We start from the raw sequence: 22,316 nt of genomic DNA on the forward strand, positions 1-22,316 counted from the left end.
TTAAACAAAAAAACCGATTAAAATTATTAATCGGTTTTTTTTATGTTTTGAGGTTTCTTTTTAAAAAGTGTTACAAACACCAGTATAATCATGCCTGTGGTTACTGAAACATCGGCAAGATTAAAAATACCAGTCCGTAAAGTGTCAGTAAGTTTCATGTACCAAAAATCGGTTACGCTGCCATACATAAATCTATCATAAACATTAGCAATACCGCCACCAATAATACTAGAAAAAGCAAATAAAGACCAGTTGTCTAGACTTTTATCTTTAAAAATATAGCGTAATACAAAACCTAAAACTAGAACAGGTAAAACTAAAAGTAAAATAATACGCATTGGTTCATTTAAATCGCTTCCCATGCCTAAAAAAGCACCTGTGTTTTCTACATTATGTAATGAAAAAAAGTTGCCAATTATTGAAGATTGACTGCCGGGTTCTACATTAGCTCTCACCCAAATTTTTGATATTTGATCAAGCGCAATAGTGGCTACAATGGTTATTATTATGAAAAGAGAACGACGCGAAATTTTCATTTACAAAGAGCCTTCAAAAGTTGCAGAAACAGTTTCTGATGTTCTGTTAATTTTCTTAACTAAACCTTGTAAAACTTTACCAGGGCCAACTTCAGTAAAAAGTGTAGCGCCATCAGCAATCATTTGTTGTACAGATTGTGTCCAGCGTACTGGTGCTGTAAGTTGAGAAATTAAGTTTGTTTTTATTTCTGAAGCATTAATAACTGCATTAGCCGTTACATTTTGATATATAGGGCAATTAGGTTTGCTAAAGGTTGTGTTTTCTATAGCAGCTGCTAATTCTTCGCGTGCAGGTTCCATTAAAGGTGAATGAAATGCACCACCTACAGGCAGAACTAAAGCTCTTCTAGCGCCTTCTTCTTTTAAAGTTTCACACGCTTTGTTTATAGCTTCAACTTCACCAGAAATAACTAATTGACCTGGGCAGTTGTAGTTAGCAGCAACCACAACACCATTGGTTGTAGCACACACTTTTTCAACAATATCATCATCTAAACCTAAAACAGCAGCCATGGTACTTGGTGTAATTTCACAGGCTTTTTGCATAGCCATAGCACGTTGTGAAACCAGTTTTAAACCGTCTTCAAAATTTAATGTACCGTTGGCAACTAATGCTGAAAATTCACCTAACGAATGACCCGCAACCATATCAGGTTTAAAGCTGTTGCCTAGGGTTTTAGCTAAAATAACTGAGTGTAAAAATATTGCAGGTTGCGTAACTTTTGTTTGTTTTAAATCATCAGCAGCGCCTTCAAACATTACATCTGTAATGTTAAAACCTAAAATATCGTTAGCTTTTTCAAATAATTCTTGTGCAATGGCAGAGTTTTCATAAAGATCTAAACCCATACCTGTAAATTGGGCACCTTGCCCCGGAAATATATAAGCGTTCATTTGTTTCTTTTTTTAGTGCTGCAAAAATAGCAATATTATTAGTTTTTAGGCAACTATAAGCCTTGTATTGATTTTTACTTACTAATAATGGTTATGGTTTCTTCTATATTACCATTATATGTAATAGTAATAGTAGCCTTTTCTCCTTTATATTTTGAAGTATTTTTAACCTTTATTTCAAAACTAGAATTAGCATCAACAAGCGTGAAATTTAAATTATTAGTAATACTGAAAGCATTATTTGCATCGGTTAATTTTACGTTTGTAATAAAACTGCCAGTATTGCCACCTTCATTTTTAATTTTAATAGAAGAAGTTGCCCCTTTAGAAATAAGTACTTTTTTAGGTGCTTTTAAATATGATGTTTTTAATGTGAAACCTTCTGGAGCATCTTGGTTATACACTTCCATATTATGTTGTCTTCCGCCGCCTCTTGTTGGTGATCCAGCTGCAATATAAATGCCTTTACCAGATAAAATAGCTTGTGTGCCATGTCTGGGATAATGCATGTTAGCTTTATTTATCCATTGCTCAGTTTTAGGGTTGTATGCTTCAACTATGTTATATGCTGGCCCATGTTTTTCGCCTTCACCGCCCATAACAAAAAGTTCGTTATTTAAAACAGTAACGCCTGGAGCAGCACGTGGCGTAGGAATATTATTTTTTAAAACCGACCATTTTTTTGTTGAAAAATCATAAACATCAACAACGGAAACTAAAGGCGCAAAAACACCACCTTTTCCACCAGATTGTCTTCCTGCTACAGCATAAAGCTTATTATGTATAATGGCCGCACTAAAATGGTCTCTGGCTTGTGAGGCATTTTCAAGAACAGTCCATGTGTTTTTTACAGGATCATATTCATCAAACCAATTAACAAAACCGCCATCATGCCCAATGGTATTGCCGCCAACCAGATAAAACTTATTATTATAAACGACTAAGCCAGCACCACCACGCCTTCTGTTTTCAGGAATTTCAGGACCTTGAATCCAGGTGTCTGTTGGTGGATGGTATAGCCAAACATTATCTTCAGGAATTTCACGCGGAAATTTATTGGTTTTAAAAGCTCCAATAACCCAAATGAATCCTTTGTGAAAAGTAGCTTGAAAATGATTAAATTGTTTGGGTGCTTTGTTTTTTGCTACCTGCCAAGTGTTGTTTTTAAAATTATAAATGTCTAATTTTTGTGCAGATTCCCTGCCGCCAAACATATAAAATCGGTCGCCTGCTTGTACAAAAGAACATTCATGACGTGCTGTGTAATTTTCAGCTTCGTTTTTATCAATCCATTGGTCTTTTATTTGCGCATTAGTAGAGCAAGACAATATTAAAACAGTTAAGCTGCAAAACAAGGCGTGTTTCATAATTTATTTTCTTATGTAAGTAATGAATGAAAATTCGTGTTTGTGATTGTTGTCTTTCTTATGAAACGTGTTACTTGTTTCTTTCCAAATACTTGTGTCAATTTCAGGAAAAAAAGCATCGGCCTCAAAAGTTTCATGAACTCTTGTAAGTTCAATTTTATCAGCTATATTCATGGCTTGCTCATAAATTTGTCCGCCGCCAATAATAAAAGGTTGCGCATCATTTTTACACGCTTCAATAGCAGAATCTAAACTATTTACAGTAATAACACCGGCGGGTGCTTTGTAGTTTTGTTGCCTAGTAATTACAACGTGTGTCCTGTTTGGTAATGGTTTGGGGAAACTTTCAAAAGTTTTACGCCCCATAATAATATGATGGCCATTGGTTAACGTTTTAAAGCGTTTTAAATCGTCGCTTAAATGCCAAATAAGTTTATTGTCTTTGCCAATTGCATTATTTTGGGCAGCGGCAACAATAATAGTTAATTCTTGTGTTTTATTGCCGCTAATTTGTTCATTGTAAACTTCACTTTCGGCAATGTGAGGTGCTTCTTTTTTTAATTCAGATTTTATTTTTTCAATTCTATTTTTTTGAAGCGCAACAAGCTTATCTAATTGTTTTTGTTCCCAAACTTTACCCATAAATTTATGAGTTACAAAAACATTAAAAACGTGATATAATAGTATAAATAGCCACAACAAAATGGCAAAAACAAACCACTCAATTTCAGCAATTTTAAAATTCTTACCAATACCTAAAACGGTGTTTGCTAATATTAAAAATAAGGCGCCTATTAAAAACACAACAAAATGAGCATATAAACGCTTTTTTTGTTTGATGCGTTTTTGTGCATTTTGTATTAATTCTAGTTGTTCTTTATCTATTTGAGGAACGTTTTTCTTTTTTCCGAACATATATTTAAAAAAATGAAATGTAAAGTTACTATTTTAAATGATTATTTTATGGATTTTAGATAATTTGACTCAGTGTTTTAAAGTTTTGTGTGAATGAACATTCTGAAAATCAGGGTGAAAAGATGCGTTTTTAGGTTGCAAAAACTGTATTTTTTTAACTATATTTTTTACTAGTTTAAAATATTGTTAAGCTATATTAATAAATTGATAATTCTTTAGTGTTTAAAGGTTTAATTACTGATGCGTAGGAATTAGTTTTATAAATTTGCTCAATATACAACACGCAAAAATTTTAAATTATGGCTATTAAAAAACAATATTTAAAAAGTAAACCAATATGTAAAGTTACTTTTTCTATTGAAGCTGAAGAGGCAAAAAATGTTTCTGTAGTAGGAAGTTTTAATGAGTGGAACGCTAAAAAAGCGCCTTTAAAAAAATTAAAAAATGGTACGTTTAAAGGTACTGTAGATTTAGATAAAGATAACTCGTATGAGTTTAAGTATTTAATTGATGGCGAATATGTAAATGACGCTGCTGCCGATGCTTATGCTTGGAACGATTTTGCTAATGCTGAAAACAGTGTAGTAAAAGTTTAGTACACTAATAATAAAAAGTATTAAAAAGAATAGGTGCTTCAATACGTTTTGAAGCACCTATTCTTTTTTTAAAATATATATTTAAACTGTTTCTGTTTATTTTTTAATGAATCTTTTTACGCCTGTTTTTCCATCAAAATTTAATTTGATAAAATACATACCGCTACTTAGTGTTGAAACATTAATTTGTTTACTGCTAGTAGTGCCGTTTGTAATGGTTTTTCCAGAAACATCAATAATACTATAATTGTATTTATCATTTAGTACGGGTAAATCTAAATTAATTTGATTAACTACTGGGTTTGGGTAAAGTTTAATTTCAGTACTTACATCGTTTACATCTTCAATACCAAGAACATCGCTAACTGTAGCTTCATACATACCGTTACCGTGTGTACCTATTAATAAGTGGTTATCTGAAGGCCTATAAGATAACGAACTTACAACGGCAAACCCAATTTGATTTTGAGATTCTCTAACCCAATCAATACTAGTAGGGTCTGTGCTAGAATATAAACCTCTGGCAGTACCAACAAAATATAGTGTTTGTCCTGCAACTTCAGTAATGGCAGCAGAACGTATTGAATGTGATGAAAGATTACGTTCTACTAGTGTCCAGGTTGGTGTAGCAGCTGTAGCATTTGTTGTTAAATAAATACTGTTAATTCCGTAATTAGAGTAGGTTGCTAACACAATATCATTATTAGTTGGGTGAATGGCTAAACCAGAAACTATTGATGGAAATGTAGTGCTAGCTGTTGGTGGCGTAATATTTACTGCTGAAGATATATTTGTAGCATTTTGCGGATCATTCAATCTGTAAATATGCCCACTATCGCCACCCATTAGTAAATAACTTGAGGCTGGGTTGTAAGTACCACGTGTGGTTGAGAAAATTTCAAACTGGTCATCGTGTCCAAAAGCTGCAGTTGTATTACCTAAATCTGTCCAACCATCTTGGGTTACATTTGTGGCATCAGTAGTTCTTAATAATTTATCTAATGATGCAAAATATAAGGCATTAGTATTGTCAGGATCTAAATAGAAATAAGTAATAAATTGGCTGTCATAAGGTGTTCCAGGGGCAGACTCCGGTGTTATCTCAATGTATGAGCCACAATTACGATATGTTGTACCGTTTTGAAGACTAATAAAGAAACCTAGACCACCATTACAATTTACGTCTCTTGTTATGGCTGTAGATGCACCATCACCACTGGCAACATTAAACTGCTCAGTTAAACTTGGAAGCCCTATAGATTCACCACCAAGTACACAACCATTATCTTGAGCGCCACCAATTACGAAATCAGAACCATTTTCAGGGTCAATATTTACATGATAAAACTGAAATGTTTGGTAATTGTTGTTTAAACTTATCCAAGCAATGGTGCTTGCAGTAATATCATTTGTAACATGAACACCACCATCGGTTCCAGAAAATAACACGTTATTGTTAAACGGATTAAAAACTAAAGCGTGAATATCTGGGTGATGATTTAGGTACGTTCCGTAGCCACCAGAGCTAGCATAACCTCCAATTCTAGAAAACATGGCATCTGTAGTTATGTTTTCAATTTTATATGCATTAGTACCGCCAATAACCACAAAATTTTCATCATCAGGCTTAACGTTTACAACTAAATCATACCCGCCTTGAGCAGCAAAAGGGTCATTTCCTTCAGAACATCCTGCTTCATCAGGTAATTTATCAGAATAATCAGTCCAACTTGTAGTACTTTGGTTCCACATCCATAAATCGGCTTCTTGTAATGGTGTAGCATCATCACAATCAATACTATTCCCGTTTACAAACAAAGCATATAATTTATTTTCGTTTGAAGGCGCTAAGGCTAAAACAACTCTTCCTGCTGGTGTAAAGTTATTAACAATACCATCATCATTAATTCTTCCCCATGAGCCAATACCTGTAGTTGACGTCCAAATACCTGCAGTAGCGGAATCATGTACACCCGAAAATGCTGCGTAGCATCTTCCGGATGAGGTTATAACAATATCAGTGGCTTGTACTGGAATGCTTGGGCTTCCATTAATTTCAGTATTCCAGTTAATTCCGTCAAATCTATTAATCCTTCCAATAGTTGCAGCGTATAAATCGCCTGTTAATGGGTGGACAGCCAAATTGTAAGTAACATCAAAAACAGAGTCGAAACTTTCAAAATCACTATTGGTTGAAGGTAATTGCGTCCAAGAGATACCACCATTGGTAGATTGCCAAATACCTTGGCCAAAAAAATAGGCTCCAGATGTTTTTTGCGAGCTTGAGCTTGCAGAATTACCTATGCCTTCACCAGTAGCGTAATACCATGTGTTTTCAAAACCAGCTCTAGGGTCTTGCACAATAGCCGTTACGTTATGTATTTCATCATTTGATGAAACTTTAGTCCAGTTGGTACCACCATCTGTGGTTCTAAAAACACCACCGCTAACACCACCAGCAATTATGGTATTGCCAGTGTTATCACTTCTGTCAACCACCAAAGCTCTTGTTCGGCCACCCATATTGCTAGGGCCACGACTTATATATGCTGCTTGCGGAACTTTAGCTGTTAAATTAGTTTTTACTCTAAGTTTAGCACTTTTAGCTTGTTTAAATTCACGCTTTTTATCATTTTTTGATATTACGCCTGTATTAGGGTTTACCTGTCTGTAGTATTCGTATAAACTTCTGGCTTCATTATATAAGGCACGCTCTTCGGGTGTTTTTTTCTTTCCTTTTTTAGTGGGATTGATATTCTTTCTTTCAACTTTTGCCGTTTTGTTAGAATCATTTTTAGGAATGCTAACAATACAAAAAGCAATAATTGCAAAAAGCGCTAAAGAAGCTAAAAATAATTTTTTTTTCATAATAAAAACAGGGTTTTGGTTTACACAGCCACGGTACCTTTTATATGCGGATGCGGATCATAATTTAATAGCGTAAAATCTTCAAATTTAAAATTGAATATATCTTTAATATCTGGATTTAAAACCATTTTAGGCAGTGGTTTTGGGTCTCTTGATAATTGAAGTTCTAATTGCTCCATGTGGTTGCTGTAAATATGCGCATCGCCAAAAGTGTGTATAAAATCACCCGGTTGGTAGCCGCAAACCTGTGCCATCATCATAGTAAATAAAGCGTAAGATGCTATGTTGAACGGAACTCCCAAGAAAATATCGGCACTTCGTTGGTAAAGTTGACATGATAATTTGCCATTGGCTACATAAAACTGAAAAAAAGCATGGCATGGTGGTAAGGCTGCTTTGCCGTTGGCCACATTATCAGAAAAAGATTTTGAAGTATCAGGTAACACCGATGGATTCCAAGCAGAAACTAACATTCTTCTGCTGTTAGGGTTATTTTTTAGTGTTTCAATAACGTCTTTAATTTGGTCTATTTCATCATTATTCCAATTGCGCCATTGGTGGCCGTATACAGGTCCTAAATCGCCATTTTCATCAGCCCATTCATTCCAAATTCTAACACCGTTATCTGTTAAATATTTAATGTTAGTATCACCTTTTAAAAACCAAAGTAATTCATAAATTATAGATTTTAAATGTAGTTTTTTAGTAGTAACCATAGGGAAACCTTCACTTAAATCAAACCGCATTTGATAGCCAAAAACACTTTTAGTGCCAGTGCCTGTGCGATCTCCTTTTTCATTTCCGTGTTCTAAAACGTGCTTAACTAAGTCGTGATATTGCTTCATCCCTTCTTCCGTCTTCCCCAAGGGAAGAAACTATTTTTGTTAGTGAATTATTTTTTTGAAAATAAAAATAAAGATATGTAATGAATCTTTAAGATTCCAGAGCAATTTTATATTAAAAGTTATTAACTTACCTAAAAGAGTGAGATTAAAGCAGCTAGAGGGAATTAATTGTTCTTTGCTTTGTCATTCTGAGATTCCTGCTTTCGCAAGAATTTATTAACCAATAATCATACCAGCAATTGTAGCCGAAACTAAAGAGGCTAGAGTACCGCCAATTAAGGCTTTTATGCCAAATTGCGATAATACTTTGCGTTGTCCAGGTGCCAATGAACCAATGCCGCCAATTTGGATGCCAATAGATGCAAAATTTGCAAAACCACAAAGCATGTAAGTAGCCATAATTATTGATTTCTCGTAATTAAGGTGAATGGCGTTTGATGCATTTTTTAAGTCGGATAATTGAATATAGCCAATAAATTCGCTGGCGGCTAATTTTATGCCTAATAATTGCCCCATAAGTGCCATGTCTTCGCTAGCTACACCAATTAACCACATTAAGGGCGCAAAGGCATAACCAAGAATTAATTCAAGCGAAAGACTTTGATAAGCTGTGTTTTTAGCAATCCAAGTATTAATGTTAGAAACATCGCCAACCCATCCTAAAATACCATTAAACATGGCAATAAAAGCAACAAAAACCAAAAGCATTGCACCAACGTTTACGGCTAGTTTTAAGCCTTCGGTAGTACCATTTGCAATGGCATCTAAAAAATTAGCACCTATTTTTTCTTGAGAAACTTTTACATCGGTGTTAATATCTTCGGTTTGCGGAAAAAGTATTTTTGAAATAACAATAGCGCCGGGTGCCGCCATTACTGATGCTGCTAATAAGTGTTTTGCATAAAATAATCGAAGTTCAGGGTCATCACCACCCAAAAAACCAATGTAAGCCGCTAATACAGCGCCTGCAACGGTTGCCATACCACCAATCATAACTAAAAGCATTTCAGATTTGTTCATTTTTTCTAAATATGCTTTTATTAAAAGTGGAGCTTCGGTTTGACCCAAAAATATGTTACCTGCAACACTTAAACTTTCTGCTCCAGAAATTTTTAATGCTTTTGAAAGTAACCAAGCCATACCTTTAACAACTTTTTGGATGATACCCAAATAAAATAGTACAGATGTTAATGCTGAAAAGAAAATGATGGTTGGCAATACTTGAAATGCGAAAATAAAACCAAACGTATCCATGTCTACCACCAAACCTTCAAACAAAAACTTACTGCCAGCACGTGTAAAATCTAGTACACTAACAAAGAGGCTTCCAATAAATTCAAAAATGGCTTTTACAAACGTTATTTTTAAAACACCTATGGCAATAATTAGTTGAAAAGCTAAACCAATACCTACAATTTTCCAATCTATAGCTTTACGGTTACTGCTAAAAAGAAATGCTATAAAAACAAGTGAAACCATACCTAAAGCACCACGCCAAAGGCTGTTTAACGAAAAGCCTTGGCTTGCTATTATTGTGTTTTCTGGTTCAATGGCATTGTTTACTAATGTTGTACTAATTGAAGTATCATTATTAGCATTTAATTGTAATGTTTCGGTGTTACTTTCTGAAAGTATTTCTTTTTCTGTGTTTTGGGCAAAAGTTGTAGTAGAAAAAGCCAACAAAACGGCTGTGAAAAACAGAAAAAGTTGTTTCATAATTAATTATTTTCGTTTTGAAATTTCGTCTCTAATATGTGCGGCTTTTTCATAATCTTCATTTGAAACAGCTTCATCTAAAAGGTTTTGAAGTTCTTGTATTGTTTTGTTTGCGTAGTTTTGTTTTGATGGCGCGTTGGTAGTTTCTAACTCTTCAGCAACAAAATCATCACCTAAAATATCTTCAACATTATTGTTGTCTTCTTCAGTTTCTTTTTCAGGGTTTACTTTTAAATAAATACCAGCTTTATCTAAAATGTTTTTATAGGTAAAAATAGGAGCCTCAAAACGTAACGCTAAAGCAATAGCATCACTAGTTCTGGCATCAATAATTTCTTCAATTTTATCGCGTTCACAAATTAAACTTGAATAAAAAACGCCATCAACTAGTTTGTGTATAATAACTTGCTTAACTACAATGTCAAACCTGTCGGCAAAATTTTTAAATAAATCGTGGGTTAAAGGTCTTGGAGGCCTAATTTCTTTTTCTAGAGCAATGGCAATAGATTGGGCTTCAAAGGCACCAATAACTATAGGCAGTTTTCGTTCACCATCAACTTCATTCAATATAAGTGCATAAGCACCATTTTGGGTTTGACTATAAGAAATTCCCTTAATGTTTAATCTTACTAGGCTCATAATTTATAAAAACGCAAAGAACTGTTTAAATTTGGAATTTACCAACTGCCAAGGCAGATTATTGGAAATAATGCCGAATTTAAACAGTTCTTTTAAGCTACAATTTATAAAAAAATAATTTATTGTTGAGCCTTAAAAGCTTTTAATTTTTCAATGAGCTGAGGTACTACTGTAAAGGCATCTCCAACAACGCCATAGTCTGCTGCTTTAAAGAAAGGAGCTTCGGCATCGGTGTTAATAACTACTTTTACTTTTGAAGCGTTAACTCCAGCTAAATGTTGAATAGCACCAGAAATACCAATAGCAATGTAAAGGTTAGATGCTACGGGTTTACCTGTTTGCCCAACGTGCTCACTGTGAGGTCTCCAGCCTAAATCTGATACTGGTTTAGAACAAGCGGTGGCAGCGCCTAATACATCGGCTAATTCTTCAATCATGCCCCAGTTTTCAGGACCTTTTAAACCGCGTCCGCCAGAAACAACAACATCAGCATCTGCAATGGTTACTTTATCGGTAGCTTTATCAACAGATTCAACGGTTACTGTTGAGGGTTCAATTGCTGGCGAAAAATCTTCGGTAGTAGCGCTTGCGCTATTTTCAACTAAACCAAAAGCATTATTTGACACTCCTACAATTTTAACATTGGTGTTAATTTGAGTTACTTCAAACGCTTTATTAGTAAATGCATTTCTTTTTACGGTAAATGGTGCGGTATTACTTGGAGCTTCAATAACATTTGATGCGTAACCAGCATTTAAATTTACTGCTAATAGTGGTGCTAAGTATTTGCTATCAGCACTAGAACTAACAATAATTACTTGTGCGCTTTCTTTTTCGGCAGCTTGTTTTAATACGTTAGCGTAAACTTTAGCGCTAAAATTGTTTAAATCACTGTTGCTTACATTTAAAACTTTATCTACACCGTAATTACCAAGTTGGTCTGTATTACTTGCGTTAATGGCTAAAGCTGTAACTGTTGTGCCTAATTGGTTTGCTACTGCTTTGGCATATGAGGCTACTTCAAAAGCGCCTTTTTTTAAGTTTCCTTGATCTGATTCTGTATATACTAAAACTGACATATTTTTTTGTTTTTCATCTTTCAAAAGCCTATCTTAAAGAAAGGGCTTAAAAAGAGTTATTAAAATTTTCTCCGTAATGCGGTTAGAGGAAGATTTAAATCACTTTAGCTTCGTTATGAAGTAAGCTAATTAGTTCGTCTAAATTATCTTCTGCTACCAATTTTACAGCACCTTTTGGTGCAGGTTTTTCAAAGGACACAGAAGCTGTTTCGCCCGTGGTGTCTATGCCATCAACAACGGTTAATGGTTTTTGGCGCGCCATCATAATACCTCGCATGTTTGGTATACGTAAATCACTTTCTTCAACCAAACCTTTTTGGCCGCCAACTACTAAAGGTAAAGTTGTTGCAACGCTTTCTTTACCACCATCAATTTCTCTGGTAGCTTTTGCGGTAGTGCCGTCAACCTCTAAACCAATACAATTGTTTACAAAGTTAGCACCTAATAAAGCGGCTAACATACCAGGTACCATACCACCGTTATAATCAATAGATTCTCTTCCAGCAATAATTAGGTCGTAACCACCATCGGTAGCTACTTTAGTTAGTTGTTTGGCAACAGAAAAGCCATCGGTAGCGGCAGCGTTTACTCTAATGGCAGCATCGGCGCCAATAGCTAAAGCTTTTCTTAAGGTTGGCTCGGTTTCGGGACCACCTACATTAACAACTGTTACTTTTGCACCTTGTTTTTCTTTAAACCACATGGCTCTTGTAAGGCCAAATTCATCATTCGGATTTATAACAAATTGCACACCATTGGTGTCAAATTTTGTGTTGTCATCACTAAAGTTTATTTTTGAAGTCGTGTCTGGAACATGACTTATACACACTAAAATATTCATATAATTATAGTTTATAAAAGATATTTTTAACGGTTACGAATTTAGGTATTTATTTTCAAAAATACTATGCACGCATAATAAATTTTAGTAAAAATTGATGAAAAGCTTATAAAAACAGCTGTTTGTTTGTGAATTTACAACATAATTATACCTTATTTTAAAAATGAATAAAAAAAATAAACTATAAAAATGATAGTGATTTTGAATTATAATTACCCTTTTAATGTAAAATTATTAATTTTTAAAAGCTAGTGATTTTAGTATTGATTTTTATAGGAAATTGTTAGCAATAATTCCTATTTTTGCTTTTTGAATAAAACAATTTAAATGAAGACAATTCAATTTAGAGAGGCTGTTTGTGAAGCCATGAGTGAAGAAATGCGCAGAGACGAAAGCGTATACTTAATGGGTGAAGAAGTAGCTGAGTATAATGGAGCATACAAAGCTTCAAAAGGTATGTTAGATGAATTTGGGCCAAAACGTGTTATAGACACGCCAATTGCAGAGCTTGGTTTTGCTGGTATTGCAGTAGGTTCAACTATGACAGGTAACAGGCCAATTGTTGAGTACATGACTTTTAACTTTTCTCTTGTTGGTATTGACCAAATTATAAATAATGCCGCTAAAATTAGGCAAATGTCTGGTGGGCAATTTAAGTGTCCTATTGTATTTAGAGGGCCAACAGCTTCTGCGGGTCAATTAGGTGCTACGCACTCGCAAGCTTTTGAAAACTGGTTTGCTAATACACCAGGTTTAAAGGTTGTGGTGCCATCAAACCCTGCCGATGCTAAAGGTTTATTAAAATCGGCAATTCGTGATGATGACCCAGTTATTTTCATGGAAAGTGAACAAATGTATGGAGATAAAGGTGAAGTGCCAGAAGGTGAATACCTTATACCAATTGGTGTAGCAGATATTAAAAGAAAAGGAGATGATGTAACTATTGTGTCTTTTGGAAAAATTATAAAAGAAGCTTACAAAGCAGCCGATGAATTAGAAAAAGAAGGTATTTCTTGTGAAATTATAGATTTACGCACTGTGCGTCCTATGGATAGAAAAGCCATTATTGAATCGGTTAAAAAAACAAACCGTTTAGTAGTTTTAGAAGAAGCATGGCCATTTGGAAGTGTTGCTACCGAAATTACATATACAGTACAAGCTGAAGCTTTTGATTATTTAGATGCGCCAGTTGTAAAATTAAACACAGCCGATACACCTGCACCATATTCACCAGTTTTATTAGCAGAATGGTTACCAAACCATGAAGATGTTATTAAAGCTGTAAAAAAGGTGCTTTACAAATAAAATAAAACTTTTTACGTTATATAAACTTCATTAGCATGATTGTTGATGAAGTTTTTTTGTATTATGAATATAAGAACTTTTGCCCTTTTTCTATTTATAGCACTTACAAATGTTGTGTTATCTCAAACAAAAGTAAGTGGTTATGTGTTTGATGAAAACAACGAACCCGTACCATTTGCCAATGTTATATTTCAAGGATCTACCCAAGGAACCATTACTAACGAAGATGGTAAATTTTATTTAGAATCTGATGAAACTTGGCAGCAATTAACCATATCTTTTATTGGTTATGAAACATTGGTTGTAGCGCTTCCTAAAAAAGTAAATTACAATTTAGAATTTGTTTTAAAAGAAGAAGCTGCACAGTTAGATGCAGTTGTTTTAACCACCGGAAAACAATCTAAAAAAAATAATCCGGCTATTGATATACTTCGAAAAATTTGGAGTCACAAGCGTAAAAATGGCCTAAAACAATTCAACCAATACGAATTTGATAAATACGAAAAAGTAGAATTTGATATAAATACCATAGACAGTGCCTTAATTAAAAGTCGCTTGTTTAAAGGTATGGAGTTTGTTTTCGATAAGGTTGATACCTCAAATGTAACAGGTAAAACCTATTTGCCAATGTTTATAAACGAGGCAGCATCGCGCGTGTATGGTGATAATACCATTAACAAAGAAAAAGCTGTTTTAAAAGGTAATAAAAACTCAGGATTCAGCAATAATCAAATAATAATTGATTTTATTGATGATTTGTATTCAGATTTTAACGTGTATGACAACTACCTAAAGTTTTTTGATAAAAGCTTTGTAAGTCCGCTATCAAAAACCGGCATTAACACCTATAATTATGTATTGGCCGATACCGCTTATATTGATAATAAAATGTGTTTCAATATAATTTATTATCCGCGCCGAAAAAATGAGTTAACCTTTAAAGGTGATTTTTGGGTGGCAGACACCACCTATGCCATTAAAGAAATTAACTTACAAGCATCAAAAAGTGCCAATATAAACTGGGTAAAAGAAATTTATATTGAACAAGAGTTTGAAGTACTAAACGATTCACTATTTCTTGTGAAGCGCGATTATATGATGTCTGATTTCGCCTTCAATAAAAAAGAAAAATCACGAGGCGTTTACGGTAAACGTACCACGCTTTATGATAATTATAAATTTGATATACCGAAGGATAAAAAATTCTATGAAGCCGAAGTTTACAATTATAATGAAGATGTTTACAACCGCGATGATGCCTTTTGGGAACAAAACAGACTGGAAGATTTAAACAAAGATGAAAAGGGCGTTTATAAAATGTTAGATACTCTAAAAACTGTAAAAAAGTTTAAACAGCTGTACAATTTAGGTAGTATTTTATCATCTGGTTATATAGAATTTAATACGTTACCGCTAGATTATGGTCCTATTTTTTCAACCTTTGGGTTTAACGAAGTTGAAGGTTTGCGCCTGCGTACCGGTGCGCGAACATATTTTGGAAGGAATGATTTATGGCGTTTAGAAGGCTTTTTGGCTTATGGTTTTAAAGACGATAAATTTAAATACGGTATTTCGGGTAAATGGTTGTTAGATAAAAAAAGCCGATTAATAATTTCTGGTGGAAATAGGCGTGATGTTGAACAAATAGGTGCTAGTTTAACCACAAGTACCGATGTTTTAGGCAGAAGTTTAGCCTCATCGGCAGTTGTTGGCACAGGCTCAAATGATAAATTAACATCCATTAATTTAACAAGTTTTGCCATAGAAGCTGAACCCTTGCGTAATCTCATTTTCAGAGTTGGCGCTAACTACAGAACGTTAGAGTCTGCATCACCAACATTTAGTTTAGATTATAACACACCTAACGGCATTGCTTCTGAAATTAAACAATTTGAAACATCGGCTTCATTATTTTATTTCCCTGGCAGAAAAACAACAGGTTTTGGTGTTGAAAGACGTGATGCTAATGATGATTACTCGCGTATTTTTGCTCAAGTTAGCCGTGGCGATAAAACTATTTTTGATAGTGATTTTGATTATACTAAAGTACAATTTTCTTATGTGCAACCATGGCAGTTAGGAGGTTTTGGAAGGTTAACAACCTCTATTGAAGCAGGAAAAACTTTTGGCGAAGTGCCACTTGGCTTGTTAAGTGTTATTCCTGGTAACCAATCGTATTTTTCAATTTACAATACCTTTTCTCAATTAGATTTTTATGAGTTTGTGTCTGATACCTATTCATCATTTCATGTTGAGCATAATTTTAACGGACGTTTGTTCTCTAGAATTCCGTTTTTACGTAAGCTAAATTTACGAGAAATTATAAGTGTACGTGGCGTTTGGGGTGAACTGTCTGATGAAAACAAAGCGCTTAGTAATGTACCAAGTAATCCTGCAAATTTACAGCTGGTTGCACCTACAGATAAGTTATATTATGAATATGGCTTTGGGGTGGGCAATATATTTAAAGTATTCCGTGTAGATTTTAATTTTAGAGGAAATTATCTTGATAACCCAGATGCTAGAAAATTTGGGGTAACAGGTACATTTGGGTTCTACTTTTAAATTTATTGTAAATTTTTAATAAACTCCAACGCTTCTGTATTAGCCATTCCGTTTGGGTTGCAGCCTAATTTACCTTCAGGAATTTCAATGCCTAAAGCATTATAATGTTTTACCCAACCGTTATGAAATGTGTTTGTTTTTGGGTTTTTAAAGGTCATTGGTTCTAGTTTAAAAACACTATCGGTTTTAAATATTTCATAAATATATTCTGAACAATAAAAACCTTCATCTTCTAAAATATATGTGGTGTTATAAGGTTTGCCAATTAATTTTTTGGCGTATTCTAAAGTGCGTTTTATTTGCGGTTTCGTTAAGTTTTTAATGCGGTAAACATCAACGTTATAATTTTTATTTTCAGTTTTAATAAAGTTTACAAGCGGTTCTTTAATTACACCTTTTTTACTATCGGCATGGTAAACATATACTGTGTTATTTTCAATTTTACATACGCCCATATGGGTATAATTGCTTTTTTTTGTTGTTTGCGTAACCTCATTTATTGCTTCAGATAAAGTGCTATTACTAGCACTTCTAAAAACAATGTCGCCATTTTTTATGTTTGAAGAATTACAGCAATAAAATAAGGTAATTGTAAATAAAAAGGCTAAAAATTTTATATGTTTCACTTTAAATGTGTTTTTAATTTTAGTGTTTAAACTACGTTTAGTTTTTGTGTAATGTGTTGCTTTAACGGTACTTTATATAATGTATAGCGAATTGTTTATACAGGTATTTTAAATGCCATACCTATAGTGCCCTATTATTTTAAAGTCAAATAAACAATCTTCTAAAACTTGTCCACTACCAATATTGTGAACTATTAAATACCGTTTTCCGTCTTTTGATTTTTTGTTTACAACAATTCCAATATGAGTTATGGCACCACCTAAATTCCAGCAAACAATATCTCCAGGCTTATAATCAGCTGCCTGTTTAGATATAGATTTTTCAGCACCTTTACGTTTGAAAAAAGTCATTAAATTAGGCACTCTTCGGTGGTCAATATTTTTATCAGTTGATTGAAGTCCCCAAATTTTAGGATAATTACTAAAGTTAGCTTTCATATCTTCATGAACTTCTTTTTGCAAATCAATTCCAATTTTTCGGTAAGCACGAATCACAACATCAGTACAAACACCTTTGTTTTTTGGAACATCTCCATTTGGATAATCTATAGAAAAGTAACTTGGGTCATAGCTTACCTTTTGTTTTGTTAATTCAAGAGCACTTTTAGATAAATCAATTTGTTCAACTGCTGTTTGGGTAAAGCAAAGGTTAAAACTTAAATATAATATTATTAGAAGTAATTTTTTCATGTGTGTTAACGGTCTCGTATAACCGTCAGTTACGGATAAATATACGAAGTTTTTCGGTTTAGCACAGACGTTAGCAATTCTGAGTGGATTCGGACGTAGTCGAATCCGCCGTAATTGCTGTTTTACATTGTTGTAACACGTTTTTTTATTTCCACTTTCATTATTTAAATCCGATATTTTCTGTTCTTAATTAAGTCAAAATCGCACTCAATATTCCGATAATAGCTGTTATTAGTAACATAATTCCTGAAAATCGCCTCAACTTATTTGATTTCCGTTTTAGTTTTTCATTTTCGCCCTCAACTTTCCATTTCAGTTTGAACATGGAATTAAGCATCAATTCATATGATGAAAAAGAAAAAGGATTTAAAATCGGAAATAATGGGTATTTATTTTGGTCGGCAGAGTAATAAATCCAAAGATTCATAGAAATCGCAATTCCAAACGAAAAGAAACTCAAAGCAAATCCAATAAAAATTATTCCGAAAGCAATGTCATTCATAAGTGTTTGAGTGTTTTTCAAATGTGTTACAACTAATTAATATTCCCACCAACCGGTAATCTGCTAGGGACTTTTTTGGGTGTAGTTTTGTCAAATTCTTCATCATTTAAAGTATTTAAAAAAGATATAATAAGCGGCATATCTTTCATTCTAATAGTTAACTTTTGAGCTAAAGTATCAATTTGATTAACGCCTATGTGCGGGTTTCTAGATTTTTTAAAAGTAAGATCTTCATAAAATTCTAAAACCTTTTCTAAAGTTAATAAAGTACCATTATGCATATAAGGAGCGGTATGTCTTAAATTTCTGAGTGTGGGTGTTCTAAAAGCAAACTGTTTGTTAAAACCAGTGTCTGTTGCATCTAGTTTTTCATTTTCAGGAACACTTAAAACATGCATTTTAAAATCTGAAAACATGGGCCCGTTGTGGCAATTAATACAACCTACTTTTTTAAAAAGTTTGAAGCCTTCTTTTTCGGCTAGTGATATGGCTGTAGAATCTCCACGCATATACTTATCAAAAGGAGTGTTGTTTGTAATTAAAGTTCTTTCAAAGGCAGCTATAGCTTTACTAATATTTATAGCATTTATTGGGTTTTCTTCTGAAAAGACAGAGGCGAATAGTGTTTGGTATTCTGGTATTTCTTTTAACCTTTTAACAACTTCACTAAGAATTTCTTTTTCCGAAAAATTAGTGCCGCGCATTTCCTCTAAAGCTTTTATTGGCTCTAAAGCTTGATGTTCTAGACTTTGCACTCTGTTATCCCAAAACATAGGAGCTTTTTCGGGTATATAATGGTTTTGCATAGTAATGCCATTGAAAGCAGTGTTTAAAATGGTGTGCGCATTACGTTTTACAAATGGTATATTGTTAGGTGTGTTAAAAGTGCGTTTGATGCCAAAACCTTTGCCGTTTACACCTATTGAAATATCTTTAAACTCAGCATATCCATTAGACGGATGGTGGCATGTAGCGCAAGCAACATCTTTATTGCCCGATAAAATAGGGTCAAAAAAAAGTAAGCGCCCAAGATTTACCTTTTCTTTGGAAAACAGATTGTTTTTTGGCCATTTTACATCTAAAGGTAATGCGCTAACAGTGTTTTGTTGTATAGGAATAAGGTTTTCTTCTTTAGAATTTTTGCAGCTAAAGAAGAAAACCAATACTGTTAAAATATGCAATATTTTTGCTGTGTGAAGCAATTTATATAGTGTTTACTAGTTTTTAGATTGTGTTTTTTTAAAACTATCAAATTCAGAATCTGTTTTAACCTTTGGGAAACTGTTGTTTGTTGTATTGGTATCGGCAAATTCAAAATTAGGGTCTAAATTAACTTTAGCAACTTCTTTACTTTTAACAAAAGTATGCTGAATTTTGTATTCGTTACGCCTCCAAACTTGTGCTGGTAATTGATCTATTTCTCTTGTGCCATCAGTAAAAACCCATTCAATGGTAACAGGCATTACAAGACCACCAATGTTTTTAATGGTAACTTCGTATAAATTTTTGCCAGATAGTTGTTTTCTAATATCTGTTTCATTTAACCTTGATAAAAAACCACCATAATCTTTATCAGGTGTTTCAATCATGTTAATAAATTCTGGTCCGTTTGAAAAATCATTGGCTGTAGTGTTGCTGTTGTTTCCGTTGCTTGCAATTTTTGTTTGGTTAGTTTTTTGTTGATCTTCAATATTTTTATTTTCTTCAAAAACTTTAAACCATTTTACGTTACTAAGTTCCATGTCTAAATGGTCTGTGGTAAAAAACCAGCCACGGTAAAACCAATCTAAATCTACAGCGCTAGCATCTTCTAAAGTTCTAAATAAATCGGCCGGATTTGGGTGTTTGTATTTCCAACGGTTGGCGTATTCTTTAAAAGCTTCATCAAATAATTCTTTACCCATAATGGAGTTTCTAAGCATTTGCAAACCAACGGTGGGTTTAACGTAAAAATTCATGCCAAATTGCGAAAATAATTCGTTATCAGAGTTTGTCATAATGGGGCGTAATATGTTTTTATCGCCGCTCATAAACGGTACAATAGTTGCTGGTGTTACGCTGTTAAAATCTGGATATCTTTCAGCAACAGTGCGTTGGTGTAAAAAGGTGTTTAAGCCTTCATCCATCCACATCCATTTGCGTTCATCAGAGCTTACAATCATAGGAAACCAGTTGTGGCCAACTTCGTGTATAATGGTGCCAATCATTCTAGATTTAGCGTTTTTAGTCATTTCGCCATTTTTTGGTCTTCCGCCATTAAAACTTATCATAGGGAATTCCATTCCAATATTTGATGTGTTTACTGAAATACAAACAGGGTACGGATAATCAAAAGTGGCTTCAGAATATACTTCTAACGCATGCATAATGGCTTTTGTAGATTCTTCTTTCCAAACAGGCAGCCCTTCTTTGGGGTAAAAAGACATAGCCATTACGTTGTTTGTTGGAAGTTTAACGTTTTGGGCATCCCATAAAAATTTTCTAGATGAAGCAAAAGCGAAATCACGAACGTTTTCGGCTTTAAATTTCCATGTTTTTTGCTTTTTACTTTTTGTTTTTTCGTTAGTAATAGCTTCTTCTTTAGTAATAATCATTACAGGTTTTTCAAAAGATTTTGAAGCAGTTTTTAGGCGTTTGCGTTGTTTTTTAGTAAGCACATTTTCGCTGTTTTGCAATGCACCGGTAGCAGCCACAATATGGTCTGCAGGTACAGTTATTTCAACGTTATAATCACCAAATTCTAAAGCAAACTCACCAAGTTTTTGAAACTGTTGGTTTTGCCAGCCTTCGGTATCACTGTACACAGCCATTCTAGGAAACCAGTGTGCTAATAAATACACGGTGTTGTTATCTTCTGGGAAATATTCATAACCTTCTCTAGAGAGTAAAAACATACTGCGGTCTGTAATGTGGTAAGACCACCCAATGTTTATAACTGTAGATTCGCCAGATTTTAAAGGTGTATTAAGTTTAACCTTCATCATGGTGTTATTAACCAGTGTTTTTATATCCTTGCCGGCGCCATCTTTAACATATTTTATAGTGTAACCCGCAGGAAAATCAATAGATCTGGTTAAAAACTGCATTTTTCTAGAAGTAATGCTGTCTTTTAAATTGTTATTTATGCCCCCAAAATCTTCATTACCTTTTTTGTTAACGTTTTGTTCTAACATTACCCAAACATACGTTAGGTTGTCTGGTGAATTATTGAAATATGTAATGGTTTCTTCTCCAGTAAGGGTGTTGTTGGTTTCGTTTAAATGGGCTTTAATATTATAATTAGCACGTTGTTGCCAATAATCTTTACCAGGTGCGCCACTTGCAGAACGATAACTGTTTGGTGGTGCAATTAAGTTATCTATGGTTTCAAATTTACCTTGCCAAGGTTTGTTTTGTGCGCTTAAAAATAGGCTAAAAAAGAAAGCGCTTAATAGTGTTAAGGATAGTCGCATATATAAATGAGTTAGTCACAATTAAGAAATTAGCACAATATAGCAAATATTGAAAGTACATTTTGCCAAATCAACGTTTAAATTACCACAAGATTAAGGTTTTGTAAAAATTTCAAACACCATAAATTAATTGTTGTTAAAGCTAAGGTTGTTATGTACCTTTGTTAACCAAATTATGAAGCAAACATGAGTAAGAAAAAAGAATTAACATTTGATGTTTTAATAGAAATACCAAAAGGAAGTAGAAATAAGTACGAATACGATTTTACATTAAACAAAATACGTTTTGATAGAACATTATTTTCGTCAATGATGTATCCTGGAGATTACGGGTTTGTGCCAGAAACTTTGGCTTTAGATCAAGATCCTCTAGATGTATTAGTGCTTTCAACAGAGCCTTCATACCCAATGGTAGTAATGGAGGTAAGACCTATTGGTGTTTTTCATATGACCGATGAAAAAGGACCTGACGAAAAGATAATTTGTGTGCCAGTATCAGACCCTGTTTGGAGCCATAGAAGTGATTTAATAGATTTAAATCCGCATAGATTAAAAGAAATTGAACACTTTTTTCAAGTTTATAAAGATTTAGAAAAGAAAAAAGTAGATGTAGGTGGTTGGGGTAATGCAGAAGAAGCTGTGAAAATTTATCACGAATGTGTTAAACGTTACGATGAAAGTGAACATAAAAAGAAACGCACTTACACTATTTAATAATATTTAAAAAATAGAATTTTCAAGCCACCTTTTTATTAGGTGGCTTTTTTATTTCAGGTACTTCAGCATTAGTTTTAATTATAAAACAGTTGTTAGCCATACAAAAATTCAATTGTTTTGAGTGTGTTTTACTAACAAATATCATATAAATAATAATATTATA

The 22,316-nt window shown here is 33.7% G+C and carries 19 protein-coding genes; 4 read left to right on the forward strand and 15 right to left on the reverse strand.

What is annotated here, in order from left to right:
• Positions 1-26: 26 nt before the first annotated feature.
• The 4 genes from lspA to ACYX4H_RS07735 form a co-directional block, all read right to left on the reverse strand.
• Positions 27-536: a signal peptidase II gene (lspA, locus tag ACYX4H_RS07720; RefSeq protein WP_475294631.1), complete on the reverse strand. Its 510-nt coding sequence runs from the start codon at positions 534-536 to the stop codon at positions 27-29.
• A complete protein-coding gene (fabD, locus tag ACYX4H_RS07725) occupies positions 537-1,430 on the reverse strand; it encodes an ACP S-malonyltransferase (protein WP_476238606.1) in 894 nt (297 codons plus the stop codon). It lies immediately after the preceding gene.
• Between the two features lie 74 nt (positions 1,431-1,504).
• Positions 1,505-2,797 carry a Kelch repeat-containing protein gene (locus ACYX4H_RS07730; protein ID WP_476238608.1) on the reverse strand — a complete coding sequence of 431 codons (1,293 nt, stop codon included), beginning with the start codon at positions 2,795-2,797 and terminating at the stop codon, positions 1,505-1,507.
• A gap of 3 nt (positions 2,798-2,800) precedes the next feature.
• A complete protein-coding gene (locus ACYX4H_RS07735; protein WP_476238609.1) occupies positions 2,801-3,712 on the reverse strand; it encodes a dihydrofolate reductase in 912 nt (303 codons plus the stop codon).
• 299 nt (positions 3,713-4,011) lie between these two features.
• Here ACYX4H_RS07735 and ACYX4H_RS07740 point away from each other — a divergent pair, with 299 nt between their 5' ends.
• Complete coding sequence (locus tag ACYX4H_RS07740; protein ID WP_475294627.1) at positions 4,012-4,308, forward strand: isoamylase early set domain-containing protein; 297 nt, start codon at positions 4,012-4,014, stop codon at positions 4,306-4,308.
• Between the two features lie 96 nt (positions 4,309-4,404).
• On the opposite strand, the gene ACYX4H_RS07745 is transcribed toward ACYX4H_RS07740, so the two are convergent.
• The 6 genes from ACYX4H_RS07745 to ACYX4H_RS07770 all read right to left on the reverse strand — a co-directional run bounded on the left by ACYX4H_RS07745 (position 4,405) and on the right by ACYX4H_RS07770 (position 12,296).
• Positions 4,405-7,176, reverse strand: coding sequence for a T9SS type A sorting domain-containing protein (locus ACYX4H_RS07745; RefSeq protein WP_476238610.1), 2,772 nt, complete (start codon positions 7,174-7,176; stop codon positions 4,405-4,407).
• A 20-nt stretch (positions 7,177-7,196) separates the two neighbouring features.
• Complete coding sequence (locus ACYX4H_RS07750; protein WP_476238642.1) at positions 7,197-8,021, reverse strand: thymidylate synthase; 825 nt, start codon at positions 8,019-8,021, stop codon at positions 7,197-7,199.
• Positions 8,022-8,237: 216 nt separating this feature from the next.
• Entirely contained in the window at positions 8,238-9,737 is a 1,500-nt protein-coding gene (locus ACYX4H_RS07755) for a NupC/NupG family nucleoside CNT transporter (protein ID WP_476238611.1), read from the reverse strand.
• Positions 9,738-9,743: 6 nt separating this feature from the next.
• Entirely contained in the window at positions 9,744-10,376 is a 633-nt protein-coding gene (locus tag ACYX4H_RS07760) for a bifunctional nuclease family protein (protein ID WP_476238613.1), read from the reverse strand.
• Positions 10,377-10,495: 119 nt separating this feature from the next.
• Positions 10,496-11,455, reverse strand: a complete 960-nt coding sequence (locus ACYX4H_RS07765) for an electron transfer flavoprotein subunit alpha/FixB family protein (RefSeq protein WP_476238614.1) — start codon at positions 11,453-11,455, stop codon at positions 10,496-10,498.
• A gap of 94 nt (positions 11,456-11,549) precedes the next feature.
• Positions 11,550-12,296, reverse strand: a complete 747-nt coding sequence (locus ACYX4H_RS07770; protein WP_476238615.1) for an electron transfer flavoprotein subunit beta/FixA family protein — start codon at positions 12,294-12,296, stop codon at positions 11,550-11,552.
• A gap of 327 nt (positions 12,297-12,623) precedes the next feature.
• Between ACYX4H_RS07770 and ACYX4H_RS07775 the strand changes: the two genes are divergently transcribed.
• Positions 12,624-13,601, forward strand: a complete 978-nt coding sequence (locus tag ACYX4H_RS07775; protein ID WP_476238616.1) for a pyruvate dehydrogenase complex E1 component subunit beta — start codon at positions 12,624-12,626, stop codon at positions 13,599-13,601.
• Between the two features lie 63 nt (positions 13,602-13,664).
• Positions 13,665-16,166, forward strand: coding sequence for a DUF5686 and carboxypeptidase-like regulatory domain-containing protein (locus ACYX4H_RS07780; protein WP_476238617.1), 2,502 nt, complete (start codon positions 13,665-13,667; stop codon positions 16,164-16,166).
• Between the two features lie 2 nt (positions 16,167-16,168).
• Here the strand turns inward: ACYX4H_RS07780 and ACYX4H_RS07785 are convergent, their stop codons facing one another.
• The 5 genes from ACYX4H_RS07785 to ACYX4H_RS07805 all read right to left on the reverse strand — a co-directional run bounded on the left by ACYX4H_RS07785 (position 16,169) and on the right by ACYX4H_RS07805 (position 21,436).
• A complete protein-coding gene (locus ACYX4H_RS07785; protein WP_476235702.1) occupies positions 16,169-16,792 on the reverse strand; it encodes a YiiX/YebB-like N1pC/P60 family cysteine hydrolase in 624 nt (207 codons plus the stop codon).
• A 108-nt stretch (positions 16,793-16,900) separates the two neighbouring features.
• Entirely contained in the window at positions 16,901-17,482 is a 582-nt protein-coding gene (locus ACYX4H_RS07790; RefSeq protein WP_476235703.1) for a DUF1287 domain-containing protein, read from the reverse strand.
• Positions 17,483-17,672: 190 nt separating this feature from the next.
• On the reverse strand, positions 17,673-17,984 hold the full coding sequence (locus tag ACYX4H_RS07795) for a hypothetical protein (protein WP_476235704.1): 312 nt from the start codon (positions 17,982-17,984) through the stop codon (positions 17,673-17,675).
• A 32-nt stretch (positions 17,985-18,016) separates the two neighbouring features.
• Positions 18,017-19,186, reverse strand: a complete 1,170-nt coding sequence (locus ACYX4H_RS07800) for a cytochrome-c peroxidase (RefSeq protein ID WP_476235705.1) — start codon at positions 19,184-19,186, stop codon at positions 18,017-18,019.
• 15 nt (positions 19,187-19,201) lie between these two features.
• On the reverse strand, positions 19,202-21,436 hold the full coding sequence (locus ACYX4H_RS07805; protein ID WP_476235706.1) for a M1 family metallopeptidase: 2,235 nt from the start codon (positions 21,434-21,436) through the stop codon (positions 19,202-19,204).
• A 186-nt stretch (positions 21,437-21,622) separates the two neighbouring features.
• Here ACYX4H_RS07805 and ACYX4H_RS07810 point away from each other — a divergent pair, with 186 nt between their 5' ends.
• Positions 21,623-22,150 carry an inorganic diphosphatase gene (locus ACYX4H_RS07810; RefSeq protein ID WP_147137876.1) on the forward strand — a complete coding sequence of 176 codons (528 nt, stop codon included), beginning with the start codon at positions 21,623-21,625 and terminating at the stop codon, positions 22,148-22,150.
• Positions 22,151-22,316 lie beyond the last annotated feature (166 nt).

This window comes from Seonamhaeicola sp. ABD4_340 (assembly GCF_056312135.1).